Below are 24,857 nucleotides of genomic sequence, written 5' to 3' on the forward strand. Positions count from 1 at the left end.
CTCGATCAGCTAGCCCCAGGCGTGCCATTCAGCTTCGCTCTGGGACAGGAATTCTTCAATTGCCAGTTCGGGCAGGGCGCGCTGGAGGGGTTTTTCCAGGGCCGCCTGGATTTCCGGCCTGGCTTCCGGTTCTGCCAGGAACCAGCGCCGGACCTGGCGGGCCAGGGCGAAGACCCAGGCCAGCCGGGCGGGGCGGTCGGTCGGCTGCGGCGGGGGCTTGTAGCTGTGCTGCAGGGCCTCGATGAAGACCGTCGGCAGACGCCAGTCGTGGAGCAGCAGCCCTGTGAGGGCGCGGTGGTCGATGGCGAAACGCTCCCGCTCCAGTTCGGTGAGGTTGCGCCCGCCGGCCCGGCGCAGGCAGTCGGCGTATTCCTCAGGCCAGGCGGTGGCCAGGGCCAGGCGGCCGATGTCGGCCAGAAGCCCCATAGTGAAGGATTCCTCCGGGGCGGCGATGCGCCCGTGCTTCACCAGCAGGGCGGCGGCGACCCCCTGGGCCAGGGAACCGGCCCAGAAGCGGGGATAGTCGAATCGGTCGCATTTGCCGGTGCGGTAGTGGCCCACCAGCGACAGCCCCAGCACCAGATTGCGGACACCGTTCATGCCGATACGGGCGACCGCTTCCTTGACGGCGACGATGGGACGGACAGGGGCGACGAGCGGCGAGTTGGCGAACTTGAGCAGGCGGGCGCTGAGGGCCGGGTCGGCCTGCACCAGACGGGTCAGCTCGTCTAGGTCGGCGTCCTCCTGTTCCACCAGCTGGAGGATGGCCAGCGCCACCCCGGGCGGGGAGGGGAGGCGGTCGGCGGCTTTCAGCTCCTCGAAATCGAATTCAACTGACATGTTCGCTCTCTGCGGCCAGGACGTTCATGACCTGGCGTGTGGTTTGGCTCAGGGTGGCGACCGCGGCAGGATCGAAATTCCCGTCGCGGGCGGCCTGCTCCAGGGCGGCGGCCTGCTGCTGCAAGGTTTCGGCGTGGAAATGGCCGGCCATGCCCTTGAGGGCGTGGGCCGCCTCGGCGATCCCCTGGCAGTCGCAGGCAGAAGCCGCCGCCGCCAGCGCTTCCAGGCGGGCGGGGGCGTCGTCCAGGAACAGGGCGATCATGTCCTGGAGCAGTTCCTCGTCACCGTCCAGCTGCGCCAGGCTGGCCTCACGGTCCCACAGGGCGGAGGTCCGGGTTTCGGCCTCCGGCCGGGGATCGGATTCAGGTTCTGTCTCACCGCCCAGATAACGTTCGAGCATGGCCTCGAGCGCCGGGCGGCGCAGCGGTTTGCTGAGATAGTCGTCCATCCCCGCCGCCAGGCACTTTTCCCGCTCGCCCTCGCCGGCGTGGGCGGTGAGGGCGATTACCGGCAGGCGGCGGCCGTTTTCCCGCTCCCGGAGCCTGCGAGTGGCCTCGTAGCCGTCCATTTCCGGCATCTGGCAGTCCATCAGCACTAGGTCGAAGGTTTCTCGTTCCAGAGTTTCCAAGGCCAGACGGCCATTCTCGACGATTTTCGCCTCCAGCGCCAGTTTCTCCAGCACGCGGCCGATCAGCTTGGCGTTGACCGGGTTGTCCTCGGCCACCAGGATGCGCTTGCCGGGCCAGCGCCTGTCCTTTTGGACCTGCGCGGGCGCGGTCGCCGCCGTCTCCGTCTCCGCCGCCGGCGTGGCGGCCAGGGTGTCGCACAACAGCCGGCGCAGGGTGTCCTGGCGCACCGGTTTGAGCAGACAGTGGCGGATGCCGAGGCGGCGGCGTTCGGCCTCGTTCAAGGTCGTGCCCGAGGACAGCAGAATCCGGGGAAGGGGGGCAAGGCGAGGGGCGGCCTGCATGGCGGCGGCCAGCCCGGCGCCGTCCAGATGGGGCATGTGCATGTCGAGGATGACGATGTCGAAATCGGGATTGCGTTCCAGGATGGCCAGCCCCTGACGGCCGTCCTCGGCGGTGGCCGAGGTCATACCGAAGTGCTCCAGGTAACTGGCGACGATCCTGCGGTTGGTGGCGTTGTCGTCGACGATGAGGGCGTGCTTGCCTGCCAGTTCGGCGGCGGCGAGCGGCGCCGGGGCGGTATCGGCGGCCGGCGGCAGCGGCAGGGTGAACCAGAAGGTGCTGCCGCGGCCGGGTTCGCTCTCCACCCCGATCTTCCCGCCCATCTTCTCTACCAGCTGCTTGCTGATGGTCAGCCCCAGGCCGGTGCCGCCGAAGCGGCGGGTGGTGGAGGCGTCGGCCTGGGTGAAGGGCTGGAACAGCCGGTCTTTGACCTCGGGCGTCATGCCGATACCGGTGTCGCAGACCGTAAAGCGTAGCACGTCGTCCTCCTGGGGCTTGAGGGTCACGGTCACCTCGCCGTGTTCAGTGAACTTGATCGCGTTGCCCACCAGATTGGTGAGCACCTGGCGGATGCGGGTGGGATCCCCCAGGCGCCGGGAGGGCAGTTTGGGGGGGACGAACAGGTTGAGATCCAGCCCCTTGGCGTGGGCGCGTGGGGCCAACAGGGTGCAGGTTTCCTCCACCAGTTCCAGCAGATCGAAGGGAATGCGTTCGATTTCCAGTTTGCCGGCCTCCAGCTTGGAGAAGTCGAGGATGTCGTTGAGAATCTCCAGCAGCGCTTCGGCGGAAGAGGCGCAGGTGTTCACCAGTTCCCGCTGCTCGGCGTCCAGGGAAGTGTCGCGTAGCAGATCGAGCATCCCCAGTACCCCGTTCATGGGGGTGCGGATCTCGTGGCTCATGTTGGCCAGGAAAGCACTCTTGGCCTCGGCCAGGGCCAGAGCCTTCTCCTTGGCCGCTTCCAGGGCCCGGCGGGTTTCCTCCTGCAGCAGCGCCAGGGCCAGCATTTCCCCCACCTGGTGCAGCGTCGCCAGCCGTACCGGGTTACGATCCGGGTGGGGATCGGTGTAGAGGAACAGGATGCCCAGGACCTCGTTCTCGTGCACCAGCGGCACGATGTAATGGCCGTGGGGCGTCATGTCCTCGAAGCGGTGCTCGTGGCGCGGATCGCAGAAACAGTCGTCGGAGATCAGCAGCTCTCCGGAAAGCGCCGCCCGCCCGCACAGGCAGGCGCCCAGGGGGATGCAGCGTTCGCGGCGGCGGAATTCCTCCGAAAACCGGCCGTGGAGCACGAACATCTCCAGGCACCGGTCGCCGCGGCGGAACACCCCGCCCTTGCGCTGCAGGTCCAGTACCGGCAGGTCGAAGAGCGTCTCCAGCACCCGGCGGATCCGTTCTTCCAGGGATTGAGGTCCGGCGAGGATGTCGGCGATCTTAAGGCGCGCTTCGGTGTCGGCCTGTTCCATCGCCTGCTGTCGTTCCCGCTCGACTTGGGTGCTGATGTCGCGCTGGATCTGGACGTAGCCGCCCATCTTGCCGTCCTTGCCGATGATGGGGGTGATGCTGATTTCGGCCCAGTACTCGCCGCCGTCCTTGCGCCGCTGCCGCAGGCGGCCGGACCAGGGCCGCCCGGTGGCCAGCTGGCGGTTCATTTCCGCGATCAGGGCAGGGTCGACCTTGGGGGAGTCCAGCTTCGTCGGGCTTTGGCCTTCCAGTTCCGCCGGGGAATAGCCGCTGAGGCGGCACGAAGCGGGATTGGCGTAGGTGATGCGGCCTTCGGCATCGGTGATGAGGATCATCTCGGTGCTGGCGTCCAAAGCGGCTTTGAGGCGGGTTTCGTTCATGATTCCTGGTTCCGATATGGGTGGTGTCATCTCAAAGCGTAGTCAAAACTCACTCTCCCCGCAGGCTGGTCACCGGATCGACCCGGGTTGCCTGCCAGGCCGGGATCGTGCCGGCGGCCACCCCGACGCTTCCGGCCAGCCCCAAGGCGGCCAGGGCATAGCGCCAGTCGATCCGCGCCGGAATTTCCGCCACCTGCCAGGCGATCAGCCCGGCGCCCGCCAGGCCGGCCAGCAGTCCCAGGAGGGCGCCGGCCAGCGCCAGGGCCAGGGCCTCCCCCAGGAACAGCAGCAGCACCTGCCGCCGTCTCGCCCCCAAAGCCCGCAGCAGGCCGATCTCGGCCCGGCGCTCCGCCACCGCCACCGTCTGCAGGGTGAGGATGCCGATGCCGCCCACGAGCAGGGAAACCCCGCCCAGGGCGGCCACCGCCAGGGTCAGGACCTCCAGCACCGAGCCGAGGGTCTCGAGCATCTGGTCCTGGGTGATGAGGGTGAAGTCCTCGCGGCCGTGGCGTTGAATCAGCAGGCGCCGCACCCGATCCACCACCCGGCGGACATCGGCGTCGCTACGGTAGAGGAGGTCGATCTCCATCAGCCCGTCGCGGTTGAACAGGGCCAGAGCCCGGCGTACCGGCACATAGACGGCGTCGTCGAGATCAAAGCCCAGCATCTTGCCCTTGGGCTGCATGACCGCGGTGATGCGATAGCTTTCACCGCCGATGCGCAGCCGCCTGCCCAGCACCGGGCGGCCGCCGAACAACGCCCGCCGCACCGTGGCCCCCAGGGCCGCCAGAGGGCGGTTGCCGGGCGGGAAGAAGCGCCCGGCGGCCACCGGCAGGCGCCACACCCTGGGCAGGTCGGGACCGACACCGAACAAGGTGGTGCGCCGGCTCCGGCCTGCGGCCTCCACCTCCACGTTGCCCATCACCATCGGCACCACCCCTTCGATCTGGGGCAGGCGGCGCAGCACCTCGGCATCTTCCACCGTCAGGGGGCGGACGGTGCCGATCAGCGCCCCGGACAGGCCGAAGGTCTGGCTCTTGCCGGGGGTGACGGCGATCAGGTGGGTGCCGAACTGGGTGAACTGCGCCAGGACGAAGCGCTGCACCCCGCCGCCGATGGCGGTCAGCAGTATCACCGCGGCGATGCCGATGGCGATGCCGCTGAGGGTGAGCAGACTGCGGCTTCCGTAGGCCCGCAGGGTTCTGAAAATCAGGCGGAGGTAGTCGGCCGGGCGCATGTCAGCGGGGCTGGAGGGCGGCGACCGGGTCCAGCCGCGCCGCCCTGCGCGCCGGCAGCAGGCCGAACAAACTCCCGGTGACCAGGGCGACGCCGGCCGCGGCCGGCAGCGACCAGGGGGCGGGACGGAAACCAATGTCGGGCCAGAGGTGGTTCAGGAGCGCGAGCCCCAGGAAGGCCAGGAGCAGCCCCAGGAGGGCGCCGAGCAGGGCCAGCCCCAGGGCCTCAGTGAGGAACAGGCGCGTTACTTCGGCGGTGGAGGCCCCCAGGGCCCGCAGCAGGCCGATCTCCGGGGTGCGCTGGCTGACCGCCACCAGCATCACGTTCATGATCAGGATTCCGGCCACCGCCAGGGAAATGGCGGCGATGCCGGCCACCGCCAGGGTCAGGCTGCGGAGGATGCGGTCGAAAGCATCGAGGAGGGCGTCCTGGGTGAGGACGGTGACGTCCCGTTCGCCCTCGTGGCGTTTGGCGAGGATGGCCTCGATGTTCCTTTTGGCGGTGGCGATGGCCTTGCGGCTGCGGGCCTGGACCACGACCCGGAACAGCCCAGCGGTGTTGAACAGCTTCTGGGCCGAGGCCACCGGGACGATGGCGATCTCGTCCAGCTCCTGGCCGAAGGCGTGGCCGGTACTTTCCAGCAGGCCGATGACCCGGAAGCGGCGGTCGCCGATGCGGATCCAGCGCCCCAGGGCGGAGGCGCTGCCGAACAGCGCCCGTTTCAGGGTCCGCCCCAGGACGGCCACCGGCCGGCCGCGGTGGGGGTCCCCGGCGGGGAGAAAACGGCCGGCGGTCAGTTTTAGGTTGCGGACCACGGCAAATTCGGCCGTGGTGCCGATGATGTTGGCATCGCGCAGGCGTCCCCCGTGGGCCACCGGCGCCTGGCCGACGACGACAGGGGCGACGCGTGCCACCGCCCGGCTGCGCTGCAGCGTCAGGGCGTCGTCCAACGTCAGGTCGCGGGGTACCTCCCCCAGCAGAGGCGGCGGCCCGCCGCGGGTCTCGTTGCGGCCGGGGAGGACGATCAGCAGGTGGGTGCCGAGACCGGCGAACTGTTCCACCACGTAACGGCGGGCGCTGTCCCCCAGGCCGGTGAGGACGACGACCGCGGCGGTGGCCACCGCCATCGCCAGCAGGGTGAGGCCGGTGCGTACCGGGTAAGCGGCAAGGGCCCCCAGGGCGAAGCGGAAGCGGTCGGCGGCCCTCATTCCCGGGTCTCCCGGACGATCGCCCCGTCGCGCATTTCGATGCGCCTTGGCGCCCGCCGCCCCAGTTCCAGATCGTGGGTGACCAGGATCAGCGTCAGGCCCCGGCAGTTGAGCGCTTCCAGGACCTCCATGACCTCCAGTCCCGTCTTGCGGTCGAGATTGCCGGTGGGCTCGTCGGCCAGGATGAGGTCCGGTTCCATGGCCACAGCCCGGGCGATGGCCACCCGTTGGCGCTGGCCTCCGGAAAGCTCTGAAGGCAGGTGTAGGGCCCGGTTTTCCAGGGCGAAGGCCTTGAGCAGTTGCTGCACCCGCCGCCGCCTTGCGGCCGGGGCGATGCCGGCCAGCATCAGCGGCAGCTCGATGTTCTCCCGCGCCGTCAGGCGGGGAATCAGATGAAACACCTGGAACACGAAGCCGATCCGCTGCTGGCGCAGTCCGGCGCGGGCCTCCTCGTCCAGCTGAGTGGTTTCGATGCCGTCGAGGCGATAACTGCCGCGGCTGGGACGGTCGAGCAGGCCGAGGATGTGGAGCAGGGTGCTCTTGCCGGAACCGGAAGGCCCCATGACGCTGAGGTACTCCCCGGCCTCGACCTTGAGGTTGATCCCGCGCAGGGCGTACACCGGCTGACCGCCCACCTGATAGATGCGCCAGACGTCTTCGAGTTCGATCACTGCCGCTCCTCGGCGACGGCATAGGCGCCGGGTTCGACCCCCTCGCGGTCCAGGGACAGCACCACCTGTTCCCCGGCTTCCAGGCCGCTGCGGACCTCGCTCCAGTCCCAGTTGCTCAGGCCGATTGTTACCTCCCGTTGCACCAGCCTGCCGCTGTCCGGATCCAGGACCAGCACCTTCCCGCCCTCCATCACCGCCTCGGTGGGAATGCGGAGCACGCCGTCGCGGCGGGCCAGCACGATTTCCACATCGGCGCTGTAGCCGGGCCGCTGCAGGGCGGCATCCTCCGGGTGGAGGAAGTCCGCCTCCACCTCCACGGTGCGGGCCTGTTTCTCCACCGCCAGCACGTAAGGGGCGATCCGCCGCAGCCGCCCGGGAAAACGGCGCTCGCCGAAAGCGTCGATGTGAATGCGGGTCTCCAGCCCCGGGCGCAGGCGGCCGGAATCGATCTCGTCGATGGGGGCGGTGATGTAGAAACAGCCGGTGGCGATCAGATCAACGGCAGGCGGAGTGGCGACGCCGGGCGGGGAGGGGGTCAGGTATTCCCCCACCTCGCCGTGAATCTCCGCCACCACCCCGGCAAAGGGGGCGCGCAGTTCGGTCTTTTCCAGTTGCGCCCGGGCCGCCGCCACCTGGGCCTGTCTGACCTCGACGGTGGCACGGGCGGCGTCGCACTTTCGGGTGTGGCTTCGGGCCCGGAAGACAGCCTGTTCCACCGTCTGTTCCGCCGCCAGGTGGCGCTTGCCGAGGCGGCGCAGGCGGTCGGCGTCCCGCCGGGCCTGTTGTGCCTGCAGGCAGGCGGCGGCCGCCTCCGCCTGGGCCGACCGCCATTGGGCGGAGGCCAGCTGCAGATTGGCCTCAAGATCCCGGTTCCACAGTCGCAACAGCAGCTGTCCGGCTTTGACCCGGTCCCCTTCGCGGACATAAAGTTCGGCAATCTGCCCTCCGAGGTTAGGGGACAGTTGGCTGCGGCGGCAGGCCTTGACGCTGCCGACCCGGGTGTTGGCGACGGTTTCCTCCACCAGCCCCGGGGCCACCCGATAAACCCGCACCGGGATCGGCTGGGGGCGGCGACCGTACCAGAGGGCCAGCAGGAAAAGCGCCAGGCCAAAAACCAGGATGGCGAAACGGCGGGATCGCGCTGTCATCGCTTCATGGTAATCTAAGCGCTGATCGATTGCGATGTTGCGGGGAATCGTGTTCTGTTGCGCCCATGACCAGGCCGCCGCCGCGGTCTTCTCCCGCCTGGCGTTCTGGTACCGCCAGCGTTACCGCTGGCTGGGACTGGAGCGGACCCAGCGCCAGCTGGTCGCAGGCTTGGCCAAGGTCGGCTATCGAGATGCCCGCTTGCTCGAAATCGGCTGCGGTGTCGGCTGGCTGCACCAGTGGCTGTTGCGTCACGGCGCCGCTTTCGCGGTGGGGGTGGATCTGTCGCCGCGCATGCTGGCCGAGGCCGAGGCGCTGGCCAGGGCTTACGGGCTCGAGGGGCGGGTCCGTTATCTGGCCGGGGATTTCCTGGGCCTGGCCGACCGCATCGAAGCGGCCGATATCGTCCTATTCGACAAGGTCATCTGCTGCTATCCCGACGCAGCCGCCCTGCTGCGCCAGGCCATTGCCAAGGCGGAGCGGGCCGTGGCCCTGATCTATCCCCGCCGTCACCGGCTCAACCGGCTGCTCCACGGCGCCCTCAACCGCCTGCTGGCCTGGATGGGGAGCGATTTTCACACCTATCTGCACGATCCGGCCGCAGTGGAGCGGCTTTTTCTCGAACAGGGCTGGGAAAAGCGCTTCGAGGCCAAGACAGTTTCGTGGTTGAGCCAGGTTTTCGTCCAGGTCAAAGCCTCCAGGACGCGGCGGGGATAGAATGGGCACAATGAGATGCGGGGCGGCCGGCTGGAGGGCGTATCCGGAAGACCCGCATCTCTTATCCTGATACAGGTGGTGAAACCGATGATCGAGCCGGTCGCCCTGGAGCATTTCTTCCTGTCCTTCTTCATCGCTGCGGCGGTGATCGTAGCGGCGCTGTGTTACGCACTGCTCTACGCCTTTGCCCGCTTGTACCGGAAACGGAGTCTGCTTCGGGGGGCCTGGCTGGCTTACGGGGTGCTGGCGGCGGCGGTGCTGACCCTGGCGCGGCTGGCCAATTTGACCGACTACTGGCGGGTGCTGGTGGTTTTGCTGCTTTTGGGGATATTATCACACGGGACCCAACATGGTATTTGATTCGGGTGGTTGTAGATGTCGATCGGAATCCTGCGGCAGTGGTGACGGTCTATCGGACCAGCAAGATAGGAAAATACTGGAAAGACCATGAAAGTGACTTATGATCCTCAGACCGATTCCCTCTCGATTATTCTTAAAGAGGGATGCCAGGTGACTGAGAGCGAAGAGGACAAACCTGGCGTCATTCTGGATTACGATGAGCAAGGACGTTTGGTCGCCATCGAAATTCTCGATGCTTCCAAACAGGTGTCCGATGCCAGGCGGATCGAATATCAATTGATGACTTAATCCCGTGAGTACTCCCATCGGCACCATCACCGAAGTCCACGGCCCGGTGGTGGTGATCGACTGCGAGAGGCTGCCGCCGCTGCGCCAGGCGCTGTGTGCGGCCCTCGATCACGAAACCTACGTGTTCGAGGTCCACCAGCATCTTGACGAGCGTCGGGTGCGCGCCGTCACCCTGCACCGCACTTCCGGCCTGAGCCGGGGGATGGCGGTGTACGACACCGGCGCCCCGCTGCACGTGCCGGTCAGTCCTGCCTGTCTCGGGCGTCTTCTCAACGTCTTCGGTGAGCCCCTGGACGGTGGCCCGCCCCTTGAGACCGACGCGTTTCGCAATGTCCACGTCAGGCCGGCGGCCCTGAGCGAGGCGGTGGGGGTGAGCGGCATTCTCGAAACCGGCATCAAGGTCATCGACCTGCTCTGTCCCTTCGTGCGCGGCGGCAAGACCGGCCTGTTCGGCGGCGCCGGGGTGGGCAAGACGGTGCTGATCATGGAGTTCATGCACGCCATCATCTCCCTGTACCAGGGGGTGTCGGTGTTCGCCGGGGTGGGGGAGCGCATCCGCGAGGGCCACGAACTGTGGAAGGAGTTTCAGGCTGCCGGCGTGATGGAGAAGTCGCTGCTGGTGTTCGGGCAGATGGACGAGTCCCCGGGGGTGCGCTTCCGTGTCGGTCTGACCGCGCTGACCTACGCCGAATACCTGCGCGACACCCTGCAGCGCGAGGTGCTGTTTCTGGTGGACAACATCTTCCGCTTCGTCCAGGCCGGCAGCGAAGTCTCCAGCCTGCTGGGCCGGCTGCCGGCCACCGTCGGCTACCAGCCCACCCTGGCCACCGAGGTGGCGGAGATCGAGGAGCGCATCATTTCCACCCGCAGGGGGGCGGTGACCTCGGTGCAGGCGGTGTACGTTCCCGCCGACGACATGACCGACCCGGCGGTGAGCGCCATCCTCAGTCACCTGGACACCACGGTGATCCTGTCGCGGGCCATCGCCGCCCAGGGGCTGTATCCGGCCGTCGATCCCCTCCGTTCCGGCAGCAAGCTGATGGACCGCCATTTCCTCGGTGACCGCCATTACACCGTGGCCGAGGCGGTGCGCGAGCACCTGGCCCGCTATGCCGAACTCCAGGACATCATCGCCATGCTGGGGCTGGAGGAGCTGTCACCCGCGGACCGCCGCATCGTCCACCGCGCCCGCCGGCTGCAGCGTTATCTGACCCAGCCGTTCCACGTCACCGCCCACTACACCGGCATTCCCGGGGTGTCGGTCCCCCTGGAGCAGACCCTCAGGGACTGCGAGGATTTCCTCACCGGCAAGTACGACGACTTGCCCGAGGAGGCCTGTTACATGAAGGGGGCGATGACGGCATGAGCACCATCACCCTGGAGTTGCAGGACGCCACCCATACCGAAACCGTCGCAGGGGTGCGTTCTTTTCAGGGACGCGACGCCAGCGGCAGCTTCACCCTCTGGCCCGGCCACATCCGCATGATGACGGTGCTGGAATTCGGCCTGGCGCGCTTTCGCACCGACAGCGCCTGGGAGTATCTGGCCCTGCCGGGGGCGGTGCTGTATTTCGTGCGCGATACCCTGTATCTGAGCACCCGCCGCTATGTGCGCGATCCCGATCCCGAGCGCATCGCCGAGGTGCTGGAACGCCAGCTCCGGGAGGAGGAGGTGCAGCTCATGGAGATCCGCGCAAGCCTGCGCAAGATGGAGGAGGAGATGTTCAAACGTCTGTGGCAGCTGGGCCGCCGCCGTGCCTGAGCGGCACCGCGGGTTGGAAGGGTGGCCCGAGATCGTCCGCCGCCAGGTGCGCAATCTGCGCCGCGCCGCCGAGGAGGAGCACCGCTTGCTGGCCCAGCTCGCCTACCTGGGCACCGCCGGCCTGGTGCTGGTGCTGCCGGCGGTGGCTGGGGCCTATCTGGGGCGCTGGCTCGACAGCCTGATGCCGGGCTATTCGATCCAGTGGACCCTGAGCCTGATCCTGGTGGGGCTGGCTATCGGCATCGTCAACGTCTGGCTGTTGTTTCGGGGGGACTGAGTGGAAGCGGAGATCTTTCCGCAGGTTCTGTGGCGCCTGGGGCCGCTGCAGCTCACCGACACCCTGGTGACCGCGGTGGCTCTGACCTTGGTTCTATGGCTGGCCGGCTGGTGGCTGAGCCGGCATCTGCAGCTGCATCCGGGGCCGTTGCAGACCGCGGTGGAGGCGGCGGTGCTGGCGATGGAGGATGCGGTGCGCGATCTGGTGCCGCGGTATGTGGAACAGGTCGCGCCGTTCATCATGGGGTTGTGGTGGTTCCTGCTGGTAGCCAATCTGATCGGGCTGATTCCCGGGCTGCAGTCCCCCACCCGCGATTTGTCCATTACCTCGGCCCTGGCGCTGCTGGTGTTTCTGTCGGTGCACTGGTTCGGCATCCGCGCCCAGGGGGTGCGGGCCTACCTGCGTCACTATCTGCAGCCGTTCCCCTTCTTGCTGCCGTTCCACCTGGTGAGCGAGATCACCCGCACCGTGGCGCTGGCGGTGCGCCTGTTCGGCAACATGATGAGCCTGGATCTGGTGGCGCTGATCGTGCTGATGCTGGCCGGTTTCCTGGTGCCGGTGCCGGTGCTGATGCTGCACGTGGTGGAGGCGTTGGTGCAGGCCTACATCTTCGGTATGCTGGCGCTGGTGTATATCGCCGGCGGCATTCAGGCCCACGAGGCCAAGATGTTACAGAAAGGAGAAACGCAATGACCCACGACATCAGCTGGATCGTCCTCGGCTCCACCGTGGCGGCGGCCCTCGGCATCGGTATCGGGGTACTGGGGCCGGGGATCGGCATGGGACGGGCCATCGCCCAGGCGCTCGACGCCCTGGCGCGCCAGCCGGAGGCGGAAAGGATCCTCATGCGCACCCTGTTCATCGGTCTGGCGATGATCGAATCCCTGGCCATCTACTGCCTGGTGATCATCCTCATCATCCTGTTCCGCAACCCGCTGCTGGAATACGTGCTGCAGGGCGGCTGATGGCCATCAATTGGACCACGTTTTTCCTGGAAATCGTCAATTTCCTGGCCCTGGTCTGGCTGCTGAAGCGTTTCCTGTACCGTCCGGTCAAGGCCATGGTGGAGCGCCGACGCCGGGAGGTCGAGGCCCGTCTGGCCGAAGCCGAAAAACGCCGTCAGGAGGCCGAGGCCCTGAAACAGCGTTACGAGAACCGGCTGGCGGACTGGGAGGCGGAGAAGAAGCGGGCCTGGGAACAGTTGCGCCAGGAACTGGAGGCCGAGCGCCAGCGCCGTCTGCAGGCGTTGCAGCAGGAACTGGACGAACAGCGGCGCAAGGCCGAGGCGGTATGGGAGCAGGAAAAGCGCGAATGGCGCCGCCATGCCGAGGATCAGGCGCTGCAGCTGGGGGCGGCCTTCGCGGCCCGCCTTCTGGAACGCCTGGCCGACGAACATCTGCACCACCGTCTGGTGGCCTTGCTGCTGGAGGATCTGGAGAAGCTGCCGGAGCCGGAACAGGCGCGCATCCGCAGCGCCGCTTCCGCAACCGAGCCCATCCGGGGGGTGAGCGCCTGGCCGCTGACCGATGCCGAAATCCAAAAGCTCAATCAGGTCCTTTCCTGGATTCTGCAGACCCAGACCGAGGCCGCTTTCGAGGTTGATTCCCGGTTGCTCGCCGGGGTGCGGATCGATGTGGGCGCTTACGTGATCCGAGCCAATCTGCGTGACGAACTGAGTTTCTTCGGCCATGGCCACGGCTGAACGCCCGTTGCTGCAAGCGTTGCGGCAGCGCCTGCAGGACTACCGTTTCCAACCCCGGATCCAGGAACAGGGACGGGTCCTGTCGGTGGGGGACGGCATCGCCTGGATCGAGGGGCTGCCGTCGGCGGCGATGGATGACCTGCTGGACTTCGAGGACGGCAGCATCGGGGTGGTGTTCGCCCTCGGGGAGCGCCATCTGGGGGCGATTCTGCTGGAAGCGACCGAAGCGCTGACCGCCGGGACCGTGGTCCACCGCAGTGGTCGCCTCCTCAGCATTCCCGTGGGGGACGCCCTCATCGGCCGGGTGGTCGATCCCCTGGGCAAGCCCCTGGACGGCGGCGAGGCGCCTGCCTGCACCCAGCGCCTCACTCTGGACGCGCCTTCGCCGCCGATCATCGCGCGCGACTTCGTGCAGACGCCGCTCTATACCGGCTGCAAGATCGTCGACACCATGATCCCCATCGGCCGCGGCCAGCGTCAGCTCATCATCGGCGACGAGGGCACCGGGCGCAGTTCCCTGGCGATCGATGCCGTGATCCATCAGCGGGGGCAGAACGTCCTGTGCGTCTATGTGCTCGTCGGCCAGAAGCGTTCGGCGGTGGTGTCCACCATCGACACCCTGCGCCGGTACGGCGCCATGGACTACACCACGGTGGTGGTGGGGGAGGCCTTCGCCCTGCCGGGGCTGAAATACCTGGCCCCCATGGCCGGCTGCGCCATCGCCGAATACTGGATGCGCCGCGGCCGCGACACCCTGGTTGTCTACGACGATCTCAGCACCCACGCCTACACCTACCGGGAGCTGTCGCTGCTGCTGCGCCGTCCCCCGGGGCGCGAGGCCTATCCCGGCGACATCTTCTATTTGCATTCGCGGCTGCTGGAGCGCTCCACCCGGCTGGCGGCCGACCACGGCGGCGGCAGCATGACCTGCCTGCCCATCGTCGAGACCCAGCAGGGGGATATCGCCGCCTACATTCCCACCAATCTGATCTCCATCACCGATGGCCAGATCTATCTCGACCCCCATCTTGCGGCCTCCGGCTTCCGTCCCGCCATCGACATCGGCCGTTCGGTGTCGCGCATCGGCGGCAAGGCCCAGCATCCCCGCATCAAGGAGGAAGCCGGGCGGATGAAGCTGGATTATCTCCAGTTTCTGGAACTGGAGGTGTTCACCCGCTTCGGCGCCAAGCTGGAGGAAAGCATGGCCCGGAAACTCCACCGCGGGCGGATCCTGCGCGAGATTCTCAAGCAGGACCGTCTCCATCCCTTGCCGATCGCATTCCAGATTGCCTGGCTGATCGCCTTCAACGAAGGGCTGTTCGACGCCTTGCAGCCCGCCGAGGTGTCTGACAGGCTGGTGCGGCTGGAAGCCCGGGTGCGTGAATCCGGGCTGGGCCTGGACGATCCCCGCGAGGTGTGGCTGGCCCATCTCAAACGGTGGCTGGCATGAGCAAACGCCGTGAGGTGGAAACCCATCTCCATGCCCTGGAAGAGATCCGCGCCATCTGTGCGGCGATGAAGAATCTCTCCTACATGGAAACCCGCAAGCTGGCCCGTTTCATCGACGCCCAGAACCAGGCGGTGGCCACCGTCGAACGGGCGGCGGCCGATTTCCTCCACGGTTATCCGGAGCTGCGGCCGCAGCCTGCGGGGGAGGCGGTTCTGTTGCTGCTGCTCGGCTCGGAACGCGGCTTTTGCGGCGATTACAACGAACAGTTGCTGGCGCAGCTGGAAGCCCACTGCCGCCGTCTGGGCTGCCGCCCGCGGCTGCTGGTGATCGGCACCAAACTGGCCGAACACCTGGAGGCCGATCCCCGAATCGCGGCGGTGCTGCCGGGTGCCGAGGTGGCCGAGGAAGTGCCGCGGATTCTGCAGCAGGTGATCACCACCCTGGACGAGCTGGAGGGCAGGTTCGGACCGGTGCAGGTCAGTGCCCTTTACACCCTGGGCCACGAATGGAAGACCACCGCGCTGCTGCCGCCGTTCCAGAACCTGCCGCCGCCCCCACCGCAGATCCAGGGGCCGCCGTTTCTGTACCTGGCGCCTGGGGAATTCGTCACCGCCCTGACCGATCAGTATCTCTTCGCCGTCCTCCATGCGCTGTTCTACAGCGCCCTTCTGACCGAGCATCAGCGCCGCATTCAGCACCTGGAGGGCGCCTTGCGGCGTCTCGACGATCAGCGCGAGCAGCTGAAGGTCCGCCTGGGGCGCCTGCGTCAGGAGGAAATCACCGAGGAGATCGAGCAGATCCTCCTCAGCGTCCAGGCGGTGGCGGCCGAGCTGGAGAATATCTGAGCTACATCAGGGCGGAGAAGGGCAGCACTTCGACCCATTCGCCGGGTTGCACCGGGCCGCGGTCGTGTTCCAGGACGATGAAGCAATCGGCGCGGCTCATGGAGCTGAGGATGCCCGAGCCCTGTTTGCCGGTGGTCCGCACCTGCCACCGGCCTTGCCGGTCACGTTCCAGGATGCCGCGCTGGAATTCGGTCCGCCCCGGTTTTTTGCGCAGCCGCTCTGCCGCCCTGGCGGGGAAGGTGGGGGGCATCGGTGTTTCCCGGGCCCCGGCCCTTTTGAACAGGGCCGGCAGGACGAAGCGGTAGAAGGTCACCAGCACCGCCACCGGATTGCCCGGCAGGCCGAAGAAAAGGCAGTCGCCGATGTGGCCGAAGGCCAGGGGGCGGCCGGGTTTGATGGCTACCTTCCAGAATTCGATGCCGCCGAGGCGCGCCAGCACTTTTTTGGTGTAGTCGGCGCTGCCCACGGAAACGCCGCCGGAAGCGATGATCACATCGCACTTATCGGCCAAGGTGCGGAAGCGGTGTTCGAGGCGGGCTTCGTCGTCGGGGACGATACCGCCGTCGAGCAGCTCAACGCCGAGCCGTGCCTGCAGGGCGCCCCGCAGGGAGAAGCGGTTGCTGTCGTAGAGCTTGCCGGGTGCGTGGGGGGCGCCCTGGGGCAGGATCTCGTCGCCGGTGGAAACCAGCGCCACCCGCAACCGCCGTTTGACGGTCACTTCCAGCAGCCCCAGCGAGGCGATCAGGCCCAGATCCGGCGGCAGCAGATAGTGGCCCGCTTCCAGCACTGTCTCGCCGCGGCAGAGGTCCTCGCCCGCCAGGCGCACGTTCTCCCCCGGCTTGTGTCCCGGGGGGACGAGCAGGTATCCTGCTGCCTCCGTCACCTGTTCCTGCATCAGTACGGTATCGGCGCCGGCAGGCAAAGGGGCGCCCGTCATGATGCGGACGGCCTGGCCCGGCGCGAGCGGATGCGGCCAGGGGTGGCCGGCCAGGGCGGTGCCGACGATCCGCAAACGGCTGTTTTCCTTGTCCGGCAGGTCCGCACCCCGCAGCGCGAATCCGTCCACCGCCGCGTTGGTATGGGCGGGCACATCGAGGGGGGCGGTTACCGCGGTAGCGAGAATGCGGTGCAGGCCGTGATGGAGGGGGATGCGTTCCTCCCCGGAGATGGCGGTCGTCGCCTCCAGGATGCGCCGGCCGGCGGCTGCGACGGTGAGGGTGCCGGCGGCGGGGGAATCGATGCAGTTGGGCTGGGGGATGGAATAGGTCATGGGCGGGTATCGATGAAGGCAATTCGAGTGTCAGAAAATTTTACACCTGGGTCGGCCTGGCAGGAAAAACTAGGTGAAAACCTTGATTCCGCATGGCATGGCGTGATTTTTGCTATAGATTTTGAACGATGAACCGAGAAACCGATTCAATTCCGGCCCCCCCGCGCTTATCCCGGCGGCACAGCCGCAACGGCTATCGTGGCCGCCGTTTCCGCGCGCGCACGGTCTATCTCCTGATCGCCGCGTGGTTGTTCACCTTTCTGCTGCTGCTTGGGGTGTCGATCAAACTCAGCCTGACGGCCAAGGAACTTTATCAGACCACGGTGCTGCAGCGAAAGCAGGCCCAGGAACTGGCGCGTCTACATCCCAAGGTGGCCGCGCTGGAACAGCAGCTGGATGACTTGGTCCGGGGCCGTCTGCCGGGGCTTCATCCGCTGGAGTTCGACAAGATCATCCCGATAGACAAGGATTACGTGCGCAACATTCTCTTCACCCAGACCGGCAAGCCCGGCGACTACCGTTACGAGTACAAGCTGACCCTGAAGAACAGCGGCCTGACCGCCGTGCATCCCATCGTCCGGATCATTTTCTTCGACCGCAGCGGCATCCAGGTGGCCAGCTCGACGATCGGTGTCGACGAGACTGGTCTGCCGACCCTGGACGTCCTCGAGCGTGGCGAGGTAGGCTCCTACAACCAGGCGGTGCCTTCCCTGGCGGGCAAGGAAGCGAAGTATTTCCGCGTGGAGGTGGCCCTGCCGGACTATCAACGCCCTGCGGAGGATTGAGGCAGGGCGGCCTCCACCGGTGCGATCGTGGGCCCCGGCCGCCCGATGTGGTATCCCTGGGCGTAGTCCACGCCGATTTCCCGCAGATATTCGAGAATCGCCTCGTTTTCGACGAATTCGGCGACCGTCCTCTTCCCCAGGCGTTTGGCGATGTCGGCCAGGGCGCTGACCAGGGCCTGGTCCTCGGGACTGTTCTCGAGGTTCTTGACGAAGGAGCCGTCGATCTTGACGTAATCCACTGGCAGGTGCATGAGGTAGTAGAAGGAGGAAAAACCGACGCCGAAATCGTCCAGGGCGAAGTGGCAGCCCAGATCCTTGATCTTTTTGATCAGACGCTGGGCGGAGGCGAAGTTGGAAACCGCCGCGGTCTCGGTAATCTCGAAAATCAGGCGGCTGGCATCGACCCCGTTGGCGCTCAGGCGTTCCTGGAGGTGGCTCTGCAGGGATTCGTCGGCCATCGAGTGGCCGGAAAGATTGACGCTCAGGGTCAGAGGGTTCCCTTCGGCCAGCAGGCGCTGGTGCACATCCAAGGCCTTGTCCAGCACCATGCGGTCGAGGCGCTGGATCAGCCCGAGCTGTTCGGCCATCGGAATGAACAGGCCCGGTGCCAGCATCTGACCGTCGGGGCCGAGCATGCGCAGCAGCGTTTCATAGTGGGAGACCGTGCCCCGGCGGATGTCGAGAATGGGCTGAAAATAGAGCACGAAGCGGTCTTCCTCGAGCGCCTGCTCGATCTGGTCCTTCCAATAGAGCTGCTGCTGGATGCGCTTGTGGAATTCGGTGTCCGGGGTATAGACGTGGATCCGGCTGCGTCCCGCCTCTTTGGCCTGGTACATGGCCAGGTCGGCGTTGGCCAGCAGATCCTGAAGGGTCCGGCCGTGTTCGGGAAACAGGGCGATGCCGATGCTGACGGTCACCTTGAAAGGCTGGCCGTTGATCTGACAGTCCACCGCCTGGAGGGCGCTGAAAACCTTCTCGGCGATGTGCACTGCGGTGTCCCGGCTGCTGTCGTAGACCACCAGGGCGAATTCGTTGCCGCCTAGGCGGGCAAGGATGTCCTCGCTGCGGGTGACCTCCCGCAGCTTGTTGGCGATGATCTGCAGCAATGCGTCGCCGGTCTTGTGCCCGCAGGTGTCGTTGACGTATTTGAACTGGTCGAGATCGAAGTAGAGCAGTGCGAACGACTTTCTTTCCAGGGTGGCGCGGTCGAGCACTGCCGCCAGCTTGCTCTGGAACGCCCGGCGGTTGTTGAGATGGGTCAGGGGATCGTGATCGGCGAGCCAGGAGAGGCGGCGTTCGGCGTTTTTGCGCTCGGTGATGTCCAGGCCGATGGAGAGGATGAGCGGCGTTTCGCCGGCCGAATCCTCCAGCCGGGTGTGGAACCAGGTGATGTGGTGCGTCTGCTCCTGCCGCGGCAGCTGGGTGTCGAAATGGGCCCGCGCGATTTCCCCTTTCCGCAGCTGCGCCAGCAGGGGAAGATACTGGAGGCGTTCGCATTCCTGACGCAAGAACAGCTGGTCGAAAGAGGCTGCCTGGAGCCGGTGTCCGGCCAGAAACTGCCTGCCGAACCGATTGACGGTGATGATGCTGCCGTTTTGGTCCTGGGTGAGGATGATGAGAGGGGCGGTGTCGAGCAGTCCCTGTACAAAGTTGCGTTCCTGTTGCAGGGTGCGGGTCTGCTGGACCAGCGACCGGGTCCGCTCGTCCACCTGTTGCTGGAGCGAGGCGAGCCGCGCTGAAGCCTGGAGGATATTGGCCTCAAGGACGGCGATCTCGTCGCGGCGGGATGAGGTGTGCGGTGCCAGCTGCTGCTGGATCTCCTCGTGGCGGCCTTCGGCCAGCAGGGGCAGGGTCGCGGTCGCCTTCTCCAGCCGGACCAGGGGACGGCGCAGGAGCAGGATCACGATGCCGATACCGGCCAGCAGGCTCACCACGGTGCCGAGCAGATAGTTGGTCAGACTCCTTTGCTGTGCCGACAGGGTGTCGCTGATGTCGTCGAGGATGAGAAACGCAAGTTGCCGGCCGGTGTCGGGCTGGACGAGGTGCAGTGCCAGGGTGGCGTTTTCCAGATCGACAAGGGTTTCCTCCTTTGGGGTTTCCGGCAGGGTGTCCAGGGGCAGGCGCTGCAGGAGGGGCATATTGCGGTCAGGACGGGTGACGGCCACGATACGGGGAGGCGCGCCGCTGCGCTGTTCCAGGATGGCGACGTGGGAGCGGGTCAGGCGGTGAAAATCGAGGATCAGGTTCGCCAGGCTTCTGCCGATGACCAGGACCCGGGTGGTCTCGTCCGGACCGATGATCGGCACTGCGGCGTACTGCAGGCAGGTCCGGGCGCAGTGGAAGAAGAAGCGGGGACGTTCGCTCGCAAGCACCGGCTCGATTTCCTCCGGGGGATAGGGCGGTTCGCGTTTCGTTCCCCAGCCCCGGAGGAGACGGCCCTCGGAATCGAAGTAATGCACCGCCTCGATTGCCCAGGTGAGCTGATAAGTGGTCCAGTAGTTGTCAACGGTGTCGGCGATGGGATCGGCGGAGGCTGGTCGGTTTTCCGCCACCAGGGCGATGGTTTCCGCGATCTGTTGCAGCAGCCGGTATGATTGCTCCGTGAGATGGTCCAGGATGAGTCGGTGTTGGCGTTGCGCTTCCTGGCGCTGAAGGCGGAACTGCTGTTGCAGCGAATAGACGGCAAAGCCGGAGAACATCCCGTGGATCAGAAACAATACTGCCGCGGTGGTCAGGGCGATGCGCCATTTCAGGCTGGTGAACGGCGAATGGGGGCGGTGGGTGTCCATGTGCGGGCTCAAAACCGGAAAGAGACCAGCCCCATCACCAGGTGCCAGTGGCGTTTGGTGTCCAGGGGGCGGGGATTGTCCTGGAACGGCAGCCAGGCGGTGCCGTCATCCAGTGGGGCGTGATGTCCCAGCGAAGGCCGCCGGTCCAGTCCTTGGCGAAGGCGGCGTGGCGCGGCCGCAGCGGCTCCAGGCCCAGACCGCTGCCGTCGTGGTCCGAGCGGTTCAGATAGAAGACGTCGTAGCGGCCCAGGAGCTGCACGCTGGGAAGAATGCGGTAGTGGCCCTGTACGTACCAGCCGACGGAGGTGAAATCGCGGTCGAAGCCTGGGCCGAAATGACGGACCTCCTGGAACTGGAGCATGTATTCCCCGGTCAGGGACCAGCGTTCACCGTTGAGCTGGAGTGAGAACAGCAGCGGCCGGGAATGGATCCGCCCGGTTTTGAAGGGGGTGTTCGTCAGGAAAAGCGCAACCGGATCGTTGGGGGCGCTGCGGTATTCCAGCTCGACATCGGCGTGGCTGACGGCAAGAATGAGTTGGCCGGCGTCGTACTCGTAACGCAGCTGGCCCAGAAACAGCGGCCGGTTGGCGGAGAGGTTGCCGGGGGGATTGAAGCCGAAGATGCTGGTTTCGACCTCCTTGAATTCGTCCCGGTAAAGACCCGTATTGAAGCGGAAGCTGATTTCGTGGTTTCCCCACGTATAATCCATTTCCAGCTGCCCGCCGTCCGATGACAGATACAGACTGCGGGAGCGGTCGAGGTAGACGCTCTGGGGCAGGAGGATGGAAGGGCGGGTGAAGGCGACGTCACGGGTTTCGTTGTAGAGCCCGAAAGGGTTTTTGACGCGCCCGCCCCGCAGGGCCAGGCGCAGCCGGGCGTCGGCGTAAGGCCCAAGTTCGAGAAAACCGTAGTCGAGCTGGACCTGGTTTTCCACCTCGCCGGCATGGCGGTAGAGTCCCTGGGCGGCGACGCTCATCCATGGCAGTGGATCGAGGCGGAGGTTCAGCCCGATCTCGGTGAAGTTCGGGCTGCCGTTTTCGCTGTGGCCGTAAAGATTGTTGGCCGAGGTCCAGGTGTACCCTTGGGAGGCGAAGCCGTGGAAATTGATCCGCTCCCGCCGGTCGCCCCATTCCAGCGCCTGGGCCGGCAGCAGTCCCAGTGTCCAGATGATGGCCAGCCACAAAACTTCCCTGGCGGGATCGCGACGAATGAAGAAAAAGCCGCCCATGTCGTTATCTTGTTGCAGTTTGTTTTATTGTAGAAGCTTTCGGAAAAGGAACGATGCGCTCAGAGCCACACTTTCAACTTTTGACCACCGATGGACTGGCCAGAAGAGGCGTCCTGCGCCTGGCGCGCGGGGAGGTGCAAACGCCCGCCTTCATGCCTGTGGGGACGTACGGCACGGTCAAGGCGATGACGCCGGAGGAGGTGGCGGCGAGCGGCGCCCAAATCCTCCTTGGCAACACCTTCCATCTCATGCTGCGTCCCGGCGTGGAGATCATCCGCGCCCACGGCGGTCTGCACGATTTCATGCATTGGCCGGGCCCGATCCTCACCGATTCCGGCGGTTTCCAGGTCTTCAGTCTGGGCAAGCTGCGCAAGATCACCGAGGCCGGCGTCCATTTCCGTTCCCCGGTCAACGGCGATGCGATCTTCATGGGTCCGGAGGAGTCGATGGCGGTGCAACGGGCGCTGGGTTCCGATATCGTGATGATCTTCGACGAGTGTACCCCGTATCCGGCCACTTTTGAACAGGCGCAGGCTTCCATGGAACTGTCGCTGCGCTGGGCCGAGCGCAGCAAACAGGCCCACGGCGACAATCCGGCCTGGCTGTTCGGCATCGTTCAGGGCGGGATGTACGAGGCGCTGCGCCAGCGCTCCCTCGAGGGTCTCAAAGCGCTGGGCTTCGACGGTTACGCCATCGGTGGCCTCTCGGTCGGGGAACCGAAGGAAGACCGCTACCGGATCCTCGATTTCCTGGCCCCGCGGCTGCCGGCCGACCGCCCCCGCTACCTGATGGGGGTGGGCAAGCCCGAGGATATCGTCGAAAGCGTGCGCCGTGGCATCGACATGTTCGACTGCGTGCTGCCGACCCGCAACGCCAGAAACGGCCATCTGTTCACCCGCTTCGGCGTGGTCAAGATCAGAAACGCCCGTTACCGCAAGGACGCCGCCCCCCTGGACGAAGGCTGCGGCTGTTACACCTGCCGCCATTACAGCCGCGCCTATCTGCATCATCTCGACCGCTGCGGGGAGATCCTCGGCGCCCGCCTCAACACCATCCACAACCTGCATTACTACCAGGAATTGATGGCCGGACTTCGGGCCGCGATCGAAGCCGGGACGCTGGACGCCTTCGTCGCCGAGTTCTATCGTCAACGCGGTAAAATCGCCGGTGTTGTGGCATAATGGCGAGCTTTGCAAATCTGGCCGAGTCAACCAACCAGGATCAACCAAAATGCTTATGGGACTGTTCATTTCCGATGCCTTCGCCCAGGCGGCGCCCCAGGCCCAGCAGGAGCCGGGCATGGCCGGTCTGTTGCTGCCGCTGGCGATCTTCGCGTTCTTCTACTTTCTGTTCATCTTCCCCCAGCAGCGCCGCGCCAAGGAACACAAGAAGATGGTCCAGTCCATCGGCAAGGGTACCGAAGTAGTGACCAACGGTGGCATCCTTGGGCGGGTCGTGGACCTGGACGAGAACTTCGTCGTCCTCGAGGTGAGTGACGGGATTCACATCCAGATCCAGCGCAACGCCATCGCCAGCGTGCTGCCCAAGGGCACCTTCAAGGCGGTGAGGAAAAAGATCGCCAAAGCGGAAAAAACCGCGTAAGCCGAAAAGGGACTGTCATGCAAAACCGCTTCCCGCTCTGGAAGAACGTTCTCATCGTTCTGGTCTTGTTGATCGGCCTCATCTACGCTCTGCCGAACCTGTTCGGTGAGGATCCGGCGGTGCAGATTTCCCCGCAGCGGGGCGCGGCCGTGGATGAAAGCCTGGTGGTCCGGGTCGGAAAGATTCTGCGGGAGGCGCAAATTCCACCCAAAAGCATCGAGCGTCAGGAAGGTCGGCTGCTGATCCGTTTCCCAAACACGGACGCCCAGCTCAAGGCCGCGGACCTGTTGCGCGAGCGGCTTGGCGACGATTACGTGGTCGCCCTCAATCTGGCCCCCTCGACCCCCGGCTGGCTCCAGGCCCTCGGGGCCAAGCCCATGTATTTGGGGCTGGATTTGCGCGGTGGGGTGCATTTCCTCCTGGAAGTGGACATGGATGCGGCCATCGACCAGGCTCTGGAGCGCTATCAGAGCGACATCCGTGCCACCCTGCGGGAGAGCAAGATCCGCTATCTGGGCGTGCAGCGCGAAGGGCGGGCCATCGTCGTCAAGTTCCGCTCGCGTGGGGATCTGGACCGGGCGCAGGCGGTGTTGGAAAAGAATTTCCGTCAGCTGGTGATCAAGCCCGACGCAGAAGCATTGCAGTTGACGGTGCAACTCTCCCAAGCCGAGGAGAAGGAAATCCGCCGGTTCGCCCTCAAGCAGAATTTGACCACCCTGCGCAACCGCGTCAACGAATTGGGCGTCGCCGAGCCGGTGATCCAGCAGCAGGGTGAGAATCGCATCGTGGTCCAGCTGCCGGGGGTGCAGGACACCACCCGGGCCAAGGAAATCCTCGGCGCCACCGCGACCCTGGAATTCCGCCTGGTGGATACCGAGCACGACGTGGAGGCGGCCCTCCAGGGGCATCCGCCCATCGGCGCCAAACTGTACCGGACCCGTGACGGCCGGCCGGTGTTGCTCAAGCGCCAGGTGATCGTCACCGGGGACCAGATCGTCGATGCCTCCTCCGGTTTCGACCAGCAGTCCGGAACGCCGGCGGTGTTCGTGACCCTCGACAGCGTCGGCGCCAAGCGCATGGCCAAGGTGACGCGGGAGAACATCGGCAAGCCGATGGCGGTGGTGTTCATCGAGAACCGGATCGAGACCAAAAAAGTCGACGGCAAGACCGTCAAGGTGCGCAAGCGGGTCGAGGAGGTGATAAACGTCGCCACCATCCGCGGCCGCTTCAGCAAACGTTTCCAGATCACCGGGCTCAACAGCACCGAGGAAGCCCGCAACCTGGCCCTGCTGCTGCGTGCCGGCGCGCTGGCGGCGCCGATCGACATCGTCGAGGAGCGCACCGTGGGGCCGAGCCTGGGCAAGGACAACATCGAGCGCGGCTTCCTGTCGGTGATCGTCGGCTTCACCCTGGTGCTGGTGTTCATGGCCTGGTACTACAAGCTGTTCGGGCTGGTGGCCGATGTGGCCCTGTTCTTCAACCTGGTGCTGCTGATCGCGATCCTGTCGCTGCTGCAGGCGACCCTGACCATGCCGGGGATCGCCGGGATCGTCCTGACGGTGGGGATGGCGGTGGACGCCAACGTGCTCATCTTCGAGCGCATCAAGGAGGAACTGCGTAACGGCAACAGCCCCCAGGCGAGCATCTATTCCGGTTACGAAAAGGCTTTCGCCACCATTTTCGACGCCAACATCACCACCCTGATCGCCGCCCTGGTGCTGTTCAGTTTCGGTACCGGGCCGATCAAGGGGTTCGCCGTGACCCTGTCCATCGGCATCATGACCTCCATGTTCACCGCCATTCTGGTGACGCGGATGCTCATCAACTGGATCTACGGCGGCCGCCGCGTGGCGAAGCTCGCCATCTGAGGAAG

At 65.9% G+C, this 24,857-nt stretch carries 24 protein-coding genes; 15 read left to right on the forward strand and 9 right to left on the reverse strand.

The genetic code is table 11. The annotated features are described in order from the left end of the window. Positions 1 to 9 precede the first annotated feature (9 nt). From MCIT9_RS07260 to MCIT9_RS07285, 6 genes are read right to left on the reverse strand one after another with little or no spacing between them, the layout of a single operon-like run. The gene (locus tag MCIT9_RS07260; RefSeq protein ID WP_317704253.1) at positions 10 to 840 is read right to left on the reverse strand and encodes an HDOD domain-containing protein; all 831 of its coding nucleotides are present in this window, start codon (positions 838 to 840) and stop codon (positions 10 to 12) included. After that, positions 830 to 3,649 carry a response regulator gene (locus MCIT9_RS07265; RefSeq protein ID WP_317704254.1) on the reverse strand — a complete coding sequence of 940 codons (2,820 nt, stop codon included), beginning with the start codon at positions 3,647 to 3,649 and terminating at the stop codon, positions 830 to 832. The genes MCIT9_RS07260 and MCIT9_RS07265 overlap by 11 nt, the downstream gene beginning before the upstream one ends. A 49-nt stretch (positions 3,650 to 3,698) precedes the next feature. Next, on the reverse strand, positions 3,699 to 4,886 hold the full coding sequence (locus MCIT9_RS07270) for an ABC transporter permease (RefSeq protein WP_317704255.1): 1,188 nt from the start codon (positions 4,884 to 4,886) through the stop codon (positions 3,699 to 3,701). Between the two features lies 1 nt (position 4,887). Beyond that, on the reverse strand, positions 4,888 to 6,093 hold the full coding sequence (locus MCIT9_RS07275) for an ABC transporter permease (RefSeq protein ID WP_317704256.1): 1,206 nt from the start codon (positions 6,091 to 6,093) through the stop codon (positions 4,888 to 4,890). Next, a complete protein-coding gene (locus tag MCIT9_RS07280) occupies positions 6,090 to 6,764 on the reverse strand; it encodes an ABC transporter ATP-binding protein (RefSeq protein WP_317704257.1) in 675 nt (224 codons plus the stop codon). Before MCIT9_RS07280 ends, MCIT9_RS07275 begins: the two co-directional genes overlap by 4 nt. Next, positions 6,761 to 7,912 carry an efflux RND transporter periplasmic adaptor subunit gene (locus tag MCIT9_RS07285; RefSeq protein WP_317704258.1) on the reverse strand — a complete coding sequence of 384 codons (1,152 nt, stop codon included), beginning with the start codon at positions 7,910 to 7,912 and terminating at the stop codon, positions 6,761 to 6,763. The genes MCIT9_RS07280 and MCIT9_RS07285 overlap by 4 nt, the downstream gene beginning before the upstream one ends. Before the next feature lie 34 nt (positions 7,913 to 7,946). On the opposite strand from MCIT9_RS07285, the gene MCIT9_RS07290 reads away from it, so the two are divergent. The 11 genes from MCIT9_RS07290 (at position 7,947) to MCIT9_RS07340 (ending at position 15,310) form a co-directional block, all read left to right on the forward strand. Beyond that, the gene (locus MCIT9_RS07290) at positions 7,947 to 8,627 is read left to right on the forward strand and encodes a class I SAM-dependent methyltransferase (RefSeq protein ID WP_317704259.1); all 681 of its coding nucleotides are present in this window, start codon (positions 7,947 to 7,949) and stop codon (positions 8,625 to 8,627) included. Positions 8,628 to 8,714: 87 nt separating this feature from the next. After that, a complete protein-coding gene (locus MCIT9_RS07295) occupies positions 8,715 to 8,987 on the forward strand; it encodes a hypothetical protein (RefSeq protein WP_317704260.1) in 273 nt (90 codons plus the stop codon). 87 nt (positions 8,988 to 9,074) lie between these two features. After that, complete coding sequence (locus tag MCIT9_RS07300) at positions 9,075 to 9,275, forward strand: DUF2283 domain-containing protein (RefSeq protein WP_317704261.1); 201 nt, start codon at positions 9,075 to 9,077, stop codon at positions 9,273 to 9,275. Between the two features lie 4 nt (positions 9,276 to 9,279). Beyond that, entirely contained in the window at positions 9,280 to 10,641 is a 1,362-nt protein-coding gene (gene atpD, locus MCIT9_RS07305) for a F0F1 ATP synthase subunit beta (protein WP_317704262.1), read from the forward strand. After that, entirely contained in the window at positions 10,638 to 11,036 is a 399-nt protein-coding gene (locus MCIT9_RS07310) for a F0F1 ATP synthase subunit delta/epsilon (protein WP_317704263.1), read from the forward strand. The genes atpD and MCIT9_RS07310 overlap by 4 nt, the downstream gene beginning before the upstream one ends. Continuing rightward, the gene (locus MCIT9_RS07315; RefSeq protein ID WP_317704264.1) at positions 11,029 to 11,313 is read left to right on the forward strand and encodes an AtpZ/AtpI family protein; all 285 of its coding nucleotides are present in this window, start codon (positions 11,029 to 11,031) and stop codon (positions 11,311 to 11,313) included. The genes MCIT9_RS07310 and MCIT9_RS07315 overlap by 8 nt, the downstream gene beginning before the upstream one ends. Then, a complete protein-coding gene (locus tag MCIT9_RS07320; protein WP_317704265.1) occupies positions 11,314 to 12,006 on the forward strand; it encodes a F0F1 ATP synthase subunit A in 693 nt (230 codons plus the stop codon). Beyond that, a complete protein-coding gene (gene atpE, locus MCIT9_RS07325; RefSeq protein ID WP_286291962.1) occupies positions 12,003 to 12,278 on the forward strand; it encodes an ATP synthase F0 subunit C in 276 nt (91 codons plus the stop codon). The genes MCIT9_RS07320 and atpE overlap by 4 nt, the downstream gene beginning before the upstream one ends. After that, the gene (locus tag MCIT9_RS07330; protein ID WP_317704266.1) at positions 12,278 to 13,015 is read left to right on the forward strand and encodes a F0F1 ATP synthase subunit delta; all 738 of its coding nucleotides are present in this window, start codon (positions 12,278 to 12,280) and stop codon (positions 13,013 to 13,015) included. The genes atpE and MCIT9_RS07330 overlap by 1 nt, the downstream gene beginning before the upstream one ends. Next, positions 13,002 to 14,465 (forward strand): F0F1 ATP synthase subunit alpha, encoded by a 1,464-nt coding sequence (locus MCIT9_RS07335; RefSeq protein WP_317704267.1) that lies wholly within the window; start codon positions 13,002 to 13,004, stop codon positions 14,463 to 14,465. Before MCIT9_RS07330 ends, MCIT9_RS07335 begins: the two co-directional genes overlap by 14 nt. Next, complete coding sequence (locus MCIT9_RS07340) at positions 14,462 to 15,310, forward strand: F0F1 ATP synthase subunit gamma (protein ID WP_317704268.1); 849 nt, start codon at positions 14,462 to 14,464, stop codon at positions 15,308 to 15,310. Before MCIT9_RS07335 ends, MCIT9_RS07340 begins: the two co-directional genes overlap by 4 nt. 1 nt (position 15,311) lies before the next feature. Here MCIT9_RS07340 and moeA read toward each other — a convergent pair whose 3' ends face one another. Further along, positions 15,312 to 16,580: a molybdopterin molybdotransferase MoeA gene (gene moeA, locus MCIT9_RS07345; RefSeq protein ID WP_317704269.1), complete on the reverse strand. Its 1,269-nt coding sequence runs from the start codon at positions 16,578 to 16,580 to the stop codon at positions 15,312 to 15,314. Between the two features lie 128 nt (positions 16,581 to 16,708). On the opposite strand from moeA, the gene MCIT9_RS07350 reads away from it, so the two are divergent. Further along, positions 16,709 to 17,365 carry a hypothetical protein gene (locus MCIT9_RS07350; protein WP_317704270.1) on the forward strand — a complete coding sequence of 219 codons (657 nt, stop codon included), beginning with the start codon at positions 16,709 to 16,711 and terminating at the stop codon, positions 17,363 to 17,365. Here the strand turns inward: MCIT9_RS07350 and MCIT9_RS07355 are convergent. Both MCIT9_RS07355 and MCIT9_RS07360 read right to left on the reverse strand, forming a co-directional pair. Beyond that, positions 17,344 to 20,154, reverse strand: coding sequence for a bifunctional diguanylate cyclase/phosphodiesterase (locus MCIT9_RS07355; RefSeq protein ID WP_317704271.1), 2,811 nt, complete (start codon positions 20,152 to 20,154; stop codon positions 17,344 to 17,346). The two genes, MCIT9_RS07350 and MCIT9_RS07355, sit on opposite strands and share 22 nt — an antisense overlap. A 34-nt stretch (positions 20,155 to 20,188) precedes the next feature. Further along, positions 20,189 to 21,382 carry a TonB-dependent receptor gene (locus tag MCIT9_RS07360; RefSeq protein ID WP_317704272.1) on the reverse strand — a complete coding sequence of 398 codons (1,194 nt, stop codon included), beginning with the start codon at positions 21,380 to 21,382 and terminating at the stop codon, positions 20,189 to 20,191. A gap of 53 nt (positions 21,383 to 21,435) precedes the next feature. Here MCIT9_RS07360 and tgt point away from each other — a divergent pair, with 53 nt between their 5' ends. The 3 genes from tgt to secD are packed head-to-tail and all read left to right on the forward strand — an operon-like array spanning position 21,436 to position 24,852. After that, positions 21,436 to 22,563, forward strand: coding sequence for a tRNA guanosine(34) transglycosylase Tgt (gene tgt, locus MCIT9_RS07365; protein WP_317704273.1), 1,128 nt, complete (start codon positions 21,436 to 21,438; stop codon positions 22,561 to 22,563). A 55-nt stretch (positions 22,564 to 22,618) separates the two neighbouring features. Next, positions 22,619 to 22,984 carry a preprotein translocase subunit YajC gene (gene yajC / locus MCIT9_RS07370; RefSeq protein ID WP_317706709.1) on the forward strand — a complete coding sequence of 122 codons (366 nt, stop codon included), beginning with the start codon at positions 22,619 to 22,621 and terminating at the stop codon, positions 22,982 to 22,984. Positions 22,985 to 23,001: 17 nt separating this feature from the next. Beyond that, the gene (gene secD, locus MCIT9_RS07375) at positions 23,002 to 24,852 is read left to right on the forward strand and encodes a protein translocase subunit SecD (protein ID WP_317704274.1); all 1,851 of its coding nucleotides are present in this window, start codon (positions 23,002 to 23,004) and stop codon (positions 24,850 to 24,852) included. Positions 24,853 to 24,857 lie beyond the last annotated feature (5 nt).

Source organism: Methylomarinovum caldicuralii (genome assembly GCF_033126985.1).
Lineage (GTDB): Bacteria > Pseudomonadota > Gammaproteobacteria > Methylococcales > Methylothermaceae > Methylohalobius > Methylohalobius caldicuralii.

Coding starts and splice junctions, on each gene's coding strand:
- MCIT9_RS07260 (WP_317704253.1), bottom strand. CDS start 840: ATGTCAGTTGAATTCGATTTCGAGGAGCTGAAAGCCGCCGACCGCCTC.
- MCIT9_RS07265 (WP_317704254.1), bottom strand. CDS start 3,649: ATGAACGAAACCCGCCTCAAAGCCGCTTTGGACGCCAGCACCGAGATG.
- MCIT9_RS07270 (WP_317704255.1), bottom strand. CDS start 4,886: ATGCGCCCGGCCGACTACCTCCGCCTGATTTTCAGAACCCTGCGGGCC.
- MCIT9_RS07275 (WP_317704256.1), bottom strand. CDS start 6,093: ATGAGGGCCGCCGACCGCTTCCGCTTCGCCCTGGGGGCCCTTGCCGCT.
- MCIT9_RS07285 (WP_317704258.1), bottom strand. CDS start 7,912: ATGACAGCGCGATCCCGCCGTTTCGCCATCCTGGTTTTTGGCCTGGCG.
- MCIT9_RS07290 (WP_317704259.1), top strand. CDS start 7,947: ATGTTGCGGGGAATCGTGTTCTGTTGCGCCCATGACCAGGCCGCCGCC.
- MCIT9_RS07295 (WP_317704260.1), top strand. CDS start 8,715: ATGATCGAGCCGGTCGCCCTGGAGCATTTCTTCCTGTCCTTCTTCATC.
- MCIT9_RS07300 (WP_317704261.1), top strand. CDS start 9,075: ATGAAAGTGACTTATGATCCTCAGACCGATTCCCTCTCGATTATTCTT.
- MCIT9_RS07310 (WP_317704263.1), top strand. CDS start 10,638: ATGAGCACCATCACCCTGGAGTTGCAGGACGCCACCCATACCGAAACC.
- atpE (WP_286291962.1), top strand. CDS start 12,003: ATGACCCACGACATCAGCTGGATCGTCCTCGGCTCCACCGTGGCGGCG.
- MCIT9_RS07330 (WP_317704266.1), top strand. CDS start 12,278: ATGGCCATCAATTGGACCACGTTTTTCCTGGAAATCGTCAATTTCCTG.
- MCIT9_RS07335 (WP_317704267.1), top strand. CDS start 13,002: ATGGCCACGGCTGAACGCCCGTTGCTGCAAGCGTTGCGGCAGCGCCTG.
- MCIT9_RS07340 (WP_317704268.1), top strand. CDS start 14,462: ATGAGCAAACGCCGTGAGGTGGAAACCCATCTCCATGCCCTGGAAGAG.
- moeA (WP_317704269.1), bottom strand. CDS start 16,580: ATGACCTATTCCATCCCCCAGCCCAACTGCATCGATTCCCCCGCCGCC.
- MCIT9_RS07350 (WP_317704270.1), top strand. CDS start 16,709: ATGAACCGAGAAACCGATTCAATTCCGGCCCCCCCGCGCTTATCCCGG.
- MCIT9_RS07355 (WP_317704271.1), bottom strand. CDS start 20,154: ATGGACACCCACCGCCCCCATTCGCCGTTCACCAGCCTGAAATGGCGC.
- MCIT9_RS07360 (WP_317704272.1), bottom strand. CDS start 21,382: ATGGGCGGCTTTTTCTTCATTCGTCGCGATCCCGCCAGGGAAGTTTTG.
- tgt (WP_317704273.1), top strand. CDS start 21,436: ATGCGCTCAGAGCCACACTTTCAACTTTTGACCACCGATGGACTGGCC.
- yajC (WP_317706709.1), top strand. CDS start 22,619: ATGGGACTGTTCATTTCCGATGCCTTCGCCCAGGCGGCGCCCCAGGCC.
- secD (WP_317704274.1), top strand. CDS start 23,002: ATGCAAAACCGCTTCCCGCTCTGGAAGAACGTTCTCATCGTTCTGGTC.